This window comes from Paenibacillus sp. FSL H8-0260 (assembly GCF_045040625.1).
GTDB classification, from domain to species: domain Bacteria; phylum Bacillota; class Bacilli; order Paenibacillales; family Paenibacillaceae; genus Paenibacillus_AQ; species Paenibacillus_AQ odorifer.
The window spans coordinates 5,762,220-5,774,193 of the sequence record NZ_CP150298.1; the positions used below are offsets into that span (position 1 = coordinate 5,762,220).

Here is an 11,974-nt window from a genome sequence, read left to right on the forward strand (position 1 = left end):
CTCTTGCCTAAGAGATCATCACCTGAATATCCATCTCTCCAACCCCATCCATCAACAACGGAATACTAAGCGCTTTACGAGGCATAAAAGACATGCTTTCCATCTTCATAATCTGAGGAGGACTTATATCCACCGAAACACCTTGATTATATAGAATGGTACTGGCATTCCCACTGATCATATTGCTCAGCTCTGAAATCGCACTTTGACCCATCTCATCCATCTCGGTGATCACAAAGCCACCCATCATAATCGATACCATTCGCAAGGCTACCTGCTCCGCGATACCAAATATAATATTTCCGCTCAGTTGGCCTGTCATCCCTACTTGAATCCATATATGATTATCGATCAGTTCAATTTCTTTAATGCCTAAACTCCCCGTAGAAGGCGAGACCTGAATTACTTGTTCTATAACAGTCCGTGCAGACTCTAGAAACGGATTAATTACTTCTGCTTTCATGAATGTCTAGTCTCCCCCTTTATCGTGCTTTGGTCATATACCAAAAGTCCCAAGCAATATGGATATATTATACTTTATATATCGGCACAATTCAGCAAAAATTAATGCATATGTCGAATTCAAACCCAAGATAGTTTACGCAGCAACATTGCTCTGCCGGGTATTATCTCCTATAATTTAAACAAATGCCAACGTGGAACGTAAGATATTAACGCAATTACACATCCAATTCGATGGTCCAAAGGAGGTATTCCATGAACATCAGCCAGCTGGAGACACTAATAACAATTTCCAAAACGATGAGCTTTCGCAAGGCCGGAGAACTGCTTAATCTGACCCAACCAGCGGTTTCAGCACAGATTAAGAGCCTTGAAGAAGAGTTCAAGACTCAGCTGGTTGACCGAAACCAGCCTGTTACATTAACGGATAGAGGGACTGTCTTTCTGGAGCATGCGGAACAAATAGTGAGGATTGTCGAGGAACTTAAGGAACGGCTTGCAGATCTTGATGAAAATCCCCAAGGTCATATAGTTTTAGGCACAACTACCTCAATCGCTATTCAAATTTTACCGCGTATTCTATCTTATTTTAAAGACCAGTTCCCCCATATCAAAACATCAATTTCCTCTATGTCCTCATCACAAATTTATCAGCATGTCGAAAACGGCATTGTTGATGTCGGCATCGGTTATTTAATTGGACGTAGCCCGGGCATGTCTACTTCCATTTTGTATTATGATACCTTCGAACTGGTGGTCTCTCCCAGACACCCTCTCGCTCAAGTGAAGACCGCTGGGATAGAAGCCTTAAGCAAAACCCCGCTGATTCTGCTCTCACCAGACACAGTGGGCCGTAAATTTGCGGATGAGGTTCTGAACAAACATGGCATTCAACCTCAGGTCATTATGGAGCTGACCAGCAGCGAGGAAGTGAAACGGATGGTCGAGCTCGATTTGGGCGCCGCCATTATTTCCAAGCAGTCAGTTACCGCTGAAGTTCGGGCCGGCACTCTCAAAATTGTGCCAATTATTGAGCTGGAGGTCACGCATCCTGTTGGTGTGATCACGAAATCAGGAAAATACGTAAACTCTGCTATGAGGCAGTTTCTAAGCGATCTTAAAGGCATGCCAGAAACCCAATTTATCGGGTCTGAATAAATCCCACCCACAAAGTGGAACCGATTACTTCTGAGCTGATTGCATAACCTTGTTTAAAGGAGATGTTCTTGATGAAATTTGATTTACACACCCATCATTTCCGCTGTGGCCATGCTGACGGAACGATTAGAGATTATATCGAAGCTGGGATTGCCGCTGGATTGGGCGTTATAGGTATTTCCGATCATACTCCCTATTTCGGAGATCCATCCGATCAGGCTTTTCCCAAAATCGCAATGGCTAAATCCGAATTTGCTAATTATGTAGATGATGTTCTCTCCCTCAAAAAAGAGTACGAAGGCGTTATCGACGTCCTGTTAGGCATCGAATCAGATTACTTCCCCGAACATGCTGAGATATACCGCAAGACATTATCCGCCTACCCTTTTGATTATGTGATTGGATCGGTACATAGTGTTGGTGGTATCAGCATTTTTAACAAAGGGCGCTGGAAAAACCTTAGCAAAAATGAGAAGATCCGCGTGAAGTCTGAATATTACCGGTTGATTGCTGATTCCGCACGCAGTGGTATGTTCCAAATACTCGGGCATATTGATGCGATGAAGGGGAATTATCCTGCTTTTTCCGAAATTCCTGCACCTCAGCCGATTGACGATTGTCTGCGTGTAATTAGTGAATGTGGCGTGGCCATCGAAATCAATACCTCAGGCGGAACTAAGCTGGTCGGCGGCTGGTATCCCTCTGAAGATATTCTGGAGCGGGCACTACATTTTGGCGTAGAGGTTAGTTTCGGTTCGGATGCACATAAGCCTTCCCGGGTCGCCGAGGATCGGGATACGGTAGCTGCACAGCTCAAAGCAATAGGCTTTACACACTGGGTTTATTACAAGCAGCGCCAAAAAGTCAAAGTTTCTCTGTAATCAAGCATAAAATCCTTCAACGTCCCTATAAGGACGGTAAGCGTTAAAGCGAGAAATTAAATAATGCACCAAGTGTTATTGGTTTAGGGGCAGGGTTCACCCTCCGTTAAACCAATCTCAGCTTGGTGCATTTTTTTGTTTATTTACAGATTATCACAGCTAAAACCTTGTTGTTTCAGCGTACTTTTCGCATCTCCATATTCCGGGTTGATCTCATAAAAATGAGCAATCGTACTGGTCCAATCTCTCTCCGTCATCCCCTGCTGCTGCAAGAATTCACGGTGGGTTTGATTATATGCCTCCAGGAGGCCTTGTACATCCGGATTGTATTGCTCCTCATGAAATATAGCTTCCAGCGGCAGCCGCGGCTTCTGAGAAACCTCCTCCGCTGGGTATCCCACGCAGAGACCGACGACAGGGAATACGTACTCCGGCAGCTTCAGCAGTTCAATCACACCCGCTGTGTTGCGGCGTACACCTCCAATAGGAATGATGCCCAGTCCCATGGATTCCGCCGCTGCAATCGCGTTAGACAATGAGATTCCCACATCTGTAGCTCCAACCAAAAGTGCATCCACATCTTTTACGGCTTCAAAAGACTTGCCTTCCAGCTCACTAGCTACTTTAGCTCTATAAAAATCCATGCAAAACACCAAAAAAACCGGTGCTGCCGCTACATGCTTCTGATTTCCGCACAAAACTGAAAGCTGCTGCTTACGCGCAGGATCTTTGATGGCGATTATCGATACCTGCTGTCCATGAACCCATGACGGTGCGGCTTGAGCCGATTCAATCATTGTTTGTAGCTTCTCTGGCTCCACAGGCTGGTTTGAATATTGCCGGAAAGAACGATGATTTTTTAATGTTTGTACCACTTCATTCAAAATGTTACGCCTCCTTGGTCATTCCACTCCATAGTATGTTAATCATAAACGATCGGATTCGGTACTGCCAATCACTTACGCTACTCTTTTCAAACAAAAAAAATGGACCCGAATCATCGGGTCCCAAAGCAGTATATTTTTAAAAGGGGGTCATGTACTTAGTTTAACCGCACACTGTTAGAGTTTGATAACGGCATTATTTCATTTGTGTAACAATGTGAATACTTTCATTACATCGTCCAAGGAGCCGACTTTGGGCATCACCCGCTCCAGCTTCATACCGTTCTTGAGCATCACACGTTCCGATCTAATATTATCTCCTGTGCAGCGTCCTTCGATCCTTGTTATCCCAAGGGTATGAACACTATAGTTCAAAAACAAACCCACGGCCTCCGTCGCCAGCCCATGTCCCCACCATGCCGGGTCCAGCATATATCCTAAGGTAGCTGTGCCCTCACGGCGGTTCCAATTCTGCAAAGCCACTATACCGATCAACCGCTGCTGCCCCTTTAAATAAATCCCGGCATGCAGCGCACAAGGATCGAAGGCAAATAACATCCGGTTCACCAGCTTCTCCACCTGGGCAGATGCTGATCCAGGGCCGGAGCGTACTAGAATATGGCGCTGCACATCTGGATGGGAGAGCAGCTGCCGCAAAGCTAAAACATCCTCAGGCATGATCAGCCTCAGATCTACCGCTAAACCATGTTGTGTCTCTAACAACACTGCTCCATAGGTGCTCATCTTCTCTCCCCTTCCGTGCAGCTAAAATTCCAGCCTAATCAGCTCATGGACCGATGCAGCGTCAGAACCGTTAATTCTGGCCTACACAATAACCGAAAAGGCATGTATGTCTCTCCAAACCCTCTATTCACATACACAGGCATGGCTTTGTCTTCTGTATAATACAATCCATTTATGTATTTTAGAGATCCATAAGGTGTAAATGGCGCACCTATAAAGGGCAGGCGAATTTGTCCGCCATGACTGTGCCCGGAAAGCTGTAGATCAAATGAATAGGCCTGTGCGGTATCCGCATAATCCGGCTCATGCATCAAAAGAACGTTAAAGGTTCCTTCAGGAACACCAGCAATTGCTTTCGCTGGGTCGGGTTTACCGTGTAACAGATCATCCAGACCCGTAACCGCCATGACTGCCCCGCCTCTTTTTAGAAGGTAGGATTTATTCCTCAGCACCCGGAAGCCCGCAGACTCCAGCAGCTCGGTAACCAGCTGGGTATTCTTGTAATCATGATTGCCTAATATCGCAAATTTACCCAATGGCGCACTTAACGCTGCCAGCACCGGTACGGCTTCAACAAGATCCTCAGGATCGCTGTCCACAATGTCACCCGTGAAGCAAATAAGATCCGGTTCAGCTTTACTTATATGTTTAGCGAGCCGGGCCAGATCCCTGGCATCCTTATTAAATCCGAGATGCGTATCACTGAAATGAACAAGCTTCATCCCTGAAAAAGCGGAAGGAAGCTCCTTAAAGCGCAAGTCCAGCTTAGTGACCTCAATCCAGTTCGGCTCCCCCTGCCATGCATATCCGCTTGTAAGCAATCCTGCGCCGATTACAGCAGCCGCACTCCGAGTCAGGAACTGCCGGCGGGTAATTGTTGACTCGCCACCAGAACGCCCCTTAGAGGTGTCCTTGTGGATCTTATCGCCATTCTTATTGGGAGAAGCCCCAGACGATTGTATCTTCATAGGGAGATTCTCCTTTCTTTACCTTTTCCCCGAAAAACAGATGGTCCAAATAATAACTTATATATTATTTCGGGCAGTTAGAACAATCCGGCATTCTTTCTCCGGAGTTTCGCTGTAAGCGCGTGCAATCCCTTTTTTTGCGATTTCTGATTTTTCAACTCGTCTCAGCATAAATGCTACTTCCAGCGTTTTTTCAAAAGGAAACGGTTCAAGCATTAACGTTGACTTATCCTGCCACTCCGCTGTGATAACACGACCTGACGTAAAACTGAAATCTTCAGTACCTGAGAACCCTTCACGCCACCATGGATGCTCCTCTGATTTCGGACACCCTGGCTCATTTAAGGCCAAATACAAGGACAGATCATCGCAGAATTCTAAAAGGCGGGCATCATAATACAGCTCATCTTCCCCAATAGGCTTGGTAGCTTCAAGTTCCCGATGGATACGTGCTCTGCGTTCCTCTTCATGTTCTTGATATAACGTTAGTTCTGGATAATCGAGTCCCGCAATCTTAATAAGCCGCTCAAAATGCAAGCTGCACAGCAACGCTCCGTACGGTGTGTGTTCCTCGATCTCATCTAATCCACGCTTATAAAAGGTCAACTTAGGCACTACAGGAAAATCAATAAAGGTGTAGGGTGCTTGCTCCGCATCATTCCAGAAAGGGGTCTCATCCAGATCAATCCAGCCCCTATCATGCTGTGCTACTGCCCACAGTACCTCTTCCCGGCGTCCTTCAGTTGGCACATGCTGCTCTTTGAACCCAATGGCCAGCTCTCCGGCAAGTTTCCCGTGATCATGCTGCTTAACCATTACAATTGCTCCATCTTGCTCCCGACAAATCACGATTATTCCTCCTTGTTCCACAGCTAACATTACGTTAACAATGGATATTATAGCATAAATTGGTCAATGTTCTGAACCTGCTCCAGCCCTGCAAGACTTTCCCGCCACAAGCAGATAAGAGAGTCATAACAACATAAAAAAAGCTACCCCCCAGCGAATGGAATCCACTTTGAGGATAGCTCAATAGATAAACATTTGGCGGTACTATTAATTACACACCTAACCAACGTTTGAACATATGCTTCGTTGTTTGCTTGTTAATTTCTGCAATGGATGTCGTAAGAGGTATCCCCTTTGGACAAGCGCGTACACAGTTCTGTGAGTTACCACAGCCATCGATCCCGCCATCCTCCATCAGAGCATCCAATCTTTCGTCAGCGTTCATTTCACCTGTAGGATGAGCATTGAACAGACGTACTTGAGAAATGGCTGCCGGTCCGATGAAATCCGTCTTTTCGTTGACATTCGGGCAAGCCTCCAAACATACGCCACAGGTCATACATTTGGATAATTCATAGGCCCACTGCCGTTTTTTCTCCGGCATCCGCGGTCCCGGTCCAAGATCGTACGTACCGTCAATCGGTATCCATGCTTTCACCCGTTTTAGCGCATTGAACATCCGGGTACGGTCAATGACTAAGTCACGCACCACCGGAAATGTCTTCATAGGCTCAATGCGTACAGGCTGCTCCAGATTGTCTATAAGTGCAGCGCAGGCTTGGCGGGGTTTGCCATTAATCACCATGGAGCAAGCTCCGCACACTTCTTCTAAACAGTTGGAATCCCAGCATACGGGAACTGTGCTGTCACCTTTGGCATTCACAGGGTTACGCTGAATTTCCATCAAAGCACTGATCACATTCATACCTGGACGATAAGGAAGTTCAAATTCCTCGACATACGATGAACTTTGTGGATCGTCCTGGCGGGTGATGATAAACTTTACGTTTTTGGGAGCTGCAGCTGTTTCCGCCATAATGGTTCCCTCCTAAAATTGCCTGATTTTATTTCATGAAGCTTGCCTCGCAAGCTATTCTGTTACTGGAAAGCATTAATCCTTCGAATAATCGCGTACCCGTGGAGGAATCAGCGAGACATCCACTTCGTCGTAGGAGATTTGTGGACCCTCTGCAGTCCAGGCTGCTTTTGTGGTCTTCAGGAACTCCTCATCATTACGATTCGGGAATTCCGGTTTGTAATGTGCACCACGGCTCTCATTGCGCATAAGCGCTCCAAGTGTCATCGCTTCGGACAGCTCCAGCATATTCCAGAGCTGGCGAGTGAAGGCCACACCTTGGTTATTCCAGCGTGATGCATCATTCATATTGATCTTGCGATAACGCTCCTTAAGCTCTTTGATTTTGCCAATGGTCGCTTCCAGCTTCGGATTGTGCCGCACCACGGTCATATTAGCGGTCATCCATTCGCCCAGTTCCTTGTGGATCACATAAGCATTCTCTGTCCCTGACATTGCCAATAGAGACTCATATTTGTCCGTTTGCTTTTTGTGGAAGCTATCGAATACGGAAGAAGAGATATCCTGCGATGATTTCTTCAGGCCTTTAATGTATTCAACAGCCTTTGGTCCTGCGACCATACCTCCGTAAATAGCAGATACCAGAGAGTTGGCGCCTAGACGGTTCGCTCCGTGATATTGATATTCACATTCTCCGGCTGCAAAAAGACCCGGAACGTTCGTCATTTGATTGTAATCAACCCACATGCCGCCCATAGAATAGTGCACAGCCGGGAAGATCTTCATTGGTATTTTACGGGGATCATCCCCCATGAATTTTTCGTAAATTTCAATAATCCCGCCAAGCTTCACGTCCAGCTCTTTCGGATCCTTGTGAGAGAGGTCCAAATACACCATGTTCTCGCCATTAATGCCCAGCCCTTGATCCACACACACATTAAAAATTTCACGTGTAGCAATATCGCGCGGCACCAAGTTACCGTAGGACGGATATTTTTCTTCGAGGAAATACCACGGCTTCCCGTCTTTATAAGTCCAGATACGGCCGCCCTCGCCACGTGCCGATTCCGACATCAGGCGGAGCTTGTCATCTCCCGGAATAGCCGTTGGGTGAATCTGGATAAATTCTCCGTTGGCATAATGTACGCCCTGTTGGTATACCGCACTTGCGGCTGTCCCTGTATTAATTACGGAGTTCGTTGTTTTGCCAAAAATAATACCCGGCCCGCCGCTTGCTAAAATAACAGCATCCGCAGGAAAAGTCTCAATCTCCATCGTCTTAAGATTCTGGGCACTGATGCCGCGGCATACACCTTCGTCGTCGATGATAGCTGAAAGGAACTCCCAGTTCTCGCGTTTAGTTACGAGACCTTCAGCTTCCCAGCGGCGCACCTGCTCATCCAACGCGTACAGCAGCTGTTGGCCTGTAGTCGCGCCGGCAAAAGCTGTACGGTGCCGCTTCGTTCCGCCGAAACGACGGAAGTCGAGCAGACCTTCCGGTGTGCGGTTGAACATAACGCCCATCCGGTCCATAAGGTGAATGATACCAGGCGCAGCTTCACACATCGCCTTAACCGGCGGCTGATTCGCCAAAAAGTCACCGCCATAGACGGTGTCGTCAAAATGCTCCCAAGGGGAGTCGCCCTCACCTTTGGTATTTACAGCGCCATTGATGCCGCCTTGCGCACATACGGAGTGTGATCTTTTTACAGGAACTAATGAGAATAAATGGACATGCGCACCGGCTTCCGCTGCCTTGATGGTAGCCATCAGGCCGGCCAGGCCGCCGCCCACGATAATGATATCGGATGTTGCCATGATAGTTCACTCCTTTTATCGAAAATATCAGAAAGGATTCTTAAATTAAATGAAGGTCTTTATGGACTGGGCAATGGTTGCTGCGGTTTGAAATTCACTGTCACGGAAAGTAACCAGCGAAATCAGGAACATGAAAGTTACTAATACAAATATGCCAAGACAGAGGTAAGAAGATACCCGCTGTGCACGTGGACCTACGGTAATTCCCCAGCTGATCAAGAAAGACCAGAGACCGTTCGAGAAGTGGAAGCATGCAGCAACGATACCGATAATATACAGTGTCAGCAGAAGTGGCTGAGTCACGATATCATGCATCAGACCGCCTAATTCTTCGTGCTCCACATTACCCACCGCCACCTGAACCCGTGTTTGGAACAAGTGCCAGACGATAAAGATGAAGGTAACAATACCTGTAATCCGTTGCAGGGTATAACGCCAGTTTCTTTCAATGTTGAAACGGTTCAAGTTCGGCTTGGATTGATACGCAATATAAAGTCCGTATACCCCATGGTACAGCAGAGGAAGCCATATACCGAACAATTCCAGGAAGAAGACGAGCGGCAGGCTGTTCAGCCATAACACGCTGTCAGTGAAACCGGAAGCGCCACCCTCTACAGCCGCAAAATTCGTCATCATGTGCTCAATGAAGAAGGCTCCAAGTGGGATAACGCCTAGCAAGGAATGAATCTTTCTGGAATAAAATCCTTTCATACAAAGTAACCCCTTTCCGATTAAAACAGCGTTTTCATTAATGGGTATTCACCGCCGGAACTACATTTGACACAGGATAACGTTGACAATCCAATGACATAATTCCTTAATTTACCGTTATCCTAGAGTTTACCGGACTTAGTTTTATTTTTCACAAAATGTGAATATCTTGTGTCACTTTTCATGTTACTCTTTTTTCGCTTATAAGGGAATTGCAATCTAATTATTAAACGTTATACAATAAACGCATAAGAATAGATTTTATATGATAATAATTCTCATTTAGCAAAACAACATTTTCCGACATAACCTGATTTTCCTTATGTAATAAGAACAGTTACTCTTACGGCTATGAATTTCATCACTACTGATCGTACATCGCATTAGGAGAGGAACTCAATTATGTTTGACGATTTAGATGTTTTTGCAGCAGTTGTGGAACATTCCAGCTTAAACCGGGCCTCACGCCAGCTCAATCTATCCCAGCCCGCCTTGTCTCGCAAAATTTCTAAACTCGAGGAACGTCTGGGGGTCGCACTGTTTAATCGTTATGGCAAACGACTGGAGTTAACCGAGGTTGGGCGTCTCACTTATTCCTATGCGCTTGAACAACGGCAGCAGCGTTCGAAGTTTCTGGAGGCTCTTTCCAAATTCAAAGAGGGGGAGCCAAGGCTTGTCACCTTGGGGGCTAGTCTTACCTCCCTGCAGACCACGCTTCCGCCGCTGGTAAACGCTTATATGGACAAATATCCGACCGCAGAGCTGAAGCTGATCACAGGCCGAACGCATGAGATCGTATCCTCAGTTAGTGAGGGAAAATCAGATGTAGGTCTGATCGCTTCCTCTATTCAAGAACCCGGGTTGCGCTGCATTTCTCTATTTGAGGATCAACTGCGACTAGTCGTCTCAGAGCAGCATCCTTTAAATTTATCTTCCAAGCTAACCATGGATAATCTATCCCGGCTGCCTATGATTCTCTTCTCAAAGGGGACCTGGTACCGGCGTCTGACGGACGATCTATTCCAGCGCTGCGGGATTGATCCCGATGTGCGCATGGAGATTGACTCCTTCGAAGCCATCGTACGGCTGCTTCCGACTGTCAAAGCGGCTGCGTTGCTGCCAAAGTCTTATCTGCGTCCAGAGCTGCTGAACGGCGGCGGGCTGGTGTCCTTACATATCAAGGAGCTGGAACAGACTCAACGGACCACCTGCCTGATCTACCGTGACGATGGAAGCATGAGCACGGCGGCTCGCAGTCTGGTGCAAGTTACCGAAGAGATGTTTCTGACAGAACGTGAGCAGTAAAGCCGGACCAAATGAATCAAGGGGCGCACCTAGTGATCTCCAAATGAGGCAATAAGTGAAGTACTTATAGCGTAATTAGGGAATTTTTCCCTGAAGTTCAGAGATTTCTGTTCAGCAGACTTAAAATTAGGGAAAACTTCCCTAATTTTCGGCCGATTCAGTAACTAATAAAGGAATCCCTCTGTTTATTAGGGAGGAATTCCCTAATGTCGTTCATTTAGAGCGAATAGTGGCTATTTTCAGGGAGTTTTTCCCCAACTAGTTTAAAACCCACTCTGTACATCGCACAAACAAAGAACACATATCGCTTTTCGCCACACATATTTCACCGTCACAGATACCACAAATCATCTAATTGCAAGCCGTACGATAACCACACCTAGCAAGTCGCGCACCGACCAAACCAACATTATAGAACACTACGCATGGTCCATAGTCATATGGCATATTAAAATCCAATACGTTTCCTACTCTTTACTCCATAAAAAAGAAGCTGCCCCCAAGTAGAATTCACTACTTTTGAGTCAGCTTCTTTTCCTATGATTCTTGGTTCACAACTTCACTCTCAAAACGGTCAATACTTTCATTAGGACCAATGAGTACCATAACATCGCCTTCACTTAAATAATCATGGGCAGTTGGAGCGACGATTATTCCACTTTCCCTATTTAGGGCAACAATACTGCAGCCATATTTAGCTCTTGTATTTAAATCAGACAAGCTTCTGCCGTTCATGCAGGACGGTACGGTCAGCTCGACAATTTTATAATCCTTGGACAGTTCAATATAATCCAGCAAATTGGGCGTCACCAGCTGGTGTGCCACACGAATCCCCATATCCCGCTCCGGAAAAATAACCCGATCAACCCCCAGCCGCGACAGTGCGCGGCCATGAAGGATGGAGATTGCCTTAGCCACCACTTGCTTGACTCCAATCTCCTTCAACAAAATGGCCGCCAGAATGCTTCTCTCCATATTGTCACCAATCGCAACAATCCCACAATCAAAGTTCCGTACACCAAGCGAGCGCATAATTCCCTCATCTGTAGCATCTGCTACTACCGTATGCGTCAGCTGATCGCTCATTTCCTCCACGCGTTCTTCATGGTGGTCAATGCCGAGCACCTCGTAGCCCATTTCCATCAGCTCAAGCGCCAGGCTTGAACCGAAGCGACCTAAGCCGATTACTACAAATTGCTGTGCTTTCATTTCTAATTA

General features: G+C 46.5%; 12 protein-coding genes. 3 read left to right on the forward strand and 9 right to left on the reverse strand.

Going from position 1 to position 11,974, the window contains the following annotated elements:
- Positions 1–7: 7 nt before the first annotated feature.
- Positions 8–463 (reverse strand): chemotaxis protein CheX, encoded by a 456-nt coding sequence (locus MHI51_RS25555; protein ID WP_036679793.1) that lies wholly within the window; start codon positions 461–463, stop codon positions 8–10.
- A gap of 254 nt (positions 464–717) precedes the next feature.
- On the opposite strand from MHI51_RS25555, the gene MHI51_RS25560 reads away from it, so the two are divergent.
- Positions 718–1,620: a LysR family transcriptional regulator gene (locus MHI51_RS25560; protein ID WP_038573173.1), complete on the forward strand. Its 903-nt coding sequence runs from the start codon at positions 718–720 to the stop codon at positions 1,618–1,620.
- Between the two features lie 71 nt (positions 1,621–1,691).
- Complete coding sequence (locus MHI51_RS25565) at positions 1,692–2,501, forward strand: histidinol-phosphatase (RefSeq protein ID WP_076277566.1); 810 nt, start codon at positions 1,692–1,694, stop codon at positions 2,499–2,501.
- A 143-nt stretch (positions 2,502–2,644) separates the two neighbouring features.
- On the opposite strand, the gene MHI51_RS25570 is transcribed toward MHI51_RS25565, so the two are convergent.
- The 7 genes from MHI51_RS25570 to MHI51_RS25600 all read right to left on the reverse strand — a co-directional run bounded on the left by MHI51_RS25570 (position 2,645) and on the right by MHI51_RS25600 (position 9,451).
- Positions 2,645–3,376: an NADPH-dependent oxidoreductase gene (locus MHI51_RS25570; protein WP_254857065.1), complete on the reverse strand. Its 732-nt coding sequence runs from the start codon at positions 3,374–3,376 to the stop codon at positions 2,645–2,647.
- A 210-nt stretch (positions 3,377–3,586) separates the two neighbouring features.
- Complete coding sequence (locus MHI51_RS25575; RefSeq protein ID WP_341003782.1) at positions 3,587–4,129, reverse strand: GNAT family N-acetyltransferase; 543 nt, start codon at positions 4,127–4,129, stop codon at positions 3,587–3,589.
- Positions 4,130–4,167: 38 nt separating this feature from the next.
- Positions 4,168–5,097: a metallophosphoesterase gene (locus MHI51_RS25580; RefSeq protein ID WP_081391912.1), complete on the reverse strand. Its 930-nt coding sequence runs from the start codon at positions 5,095–5,097 to the stop codon at positions 4,168–4,170.
- A gap of 57 nt (positions 5,098–5,154) precedes the next feature.
- Entirely contained in the window at positions 5,155–5,946 is a 792-nt protein-coding gene (locus tag MHI51_RS25585; protein ID WP_341003783.1) for a DUF3891 family protein, read from the reverse strand.
- A 211-nt stretch (positions 5,947–6,157) separates the two neighbouring features.
- Positions 6,158–6,922 carry a succinate dehydrogenase iron-sulfur subunit gene (gene sdhB / locus MHI51_RS25590; protein ID WP_036679800.1) on the reverse strand — a complete coding sequence of 255 codons (765 nt, stop codon included), beginning with the start codon at positions 6,920–6,922 and terminating at the stop codon, positions 6,158–6,160.
- Between the two features lie 75 nt (positions 6,923–6,997).
- The gene (sdhA, locus tag MHI51_RS25595) at positions 6,998–8,740 is read right to left on the reverse strand and encodes a succinate dehydrogenase flavoprotein subunit (protein ID WP_076127961.1); all 1,743 of its coding nucleotides are present in this window, start codon (positions 8,738–8,740) and stop codon (positions 6,998–7,000) included.
- A gap of 45 nt (positions 8,741–8,785) precedes the next feature.
- On the reverse strand, positions 8,786–9,451 hold the full coding sequence (locus MHI51_RS25600) for a succinate dehydrogenase cytochrome b558 subunit (protein WP_036679804.1): 666 nt from the start codon (positions 9,449–9,451) through the stop codon (positions 8,786–8,788).
- Positions 9,452–9,853: 402 nt separating this feature from the next.
- Here MHI51_RS25600 and MHI51_RS25605 point away from each other — a divergent pair, with 402 nt between their 5' ends.
- A complete protein-coding gene (locus tag MHI51_RS25605) occupies positions 9,854–10,756 on the forward strand; it encodes a LysR family transcriptional regulator (protein WP_036679806.1) in 903 nt (300 codons plus the stop codon).
- A gap of 537 nt (positions 10,757–11,293) precedes the next feature.
- Here the strand turns inward: MHI51_RS25605 and MHI51_RS25610 are convergent.
- Positions 11,294–11,965 (reverse strand): TrkA family potassium uptake protein, encoded by a 672-nt coding sequence (locus tag MHI51_RS25610; protein ID WP_036679808.1) that lies wholly within the window; start codon positions 11,963–11,965, stop codon positions 11,294–11,296.
- Between the last annotated feature and the right edge of the window lie 9 nt (positions 11,966–11,974).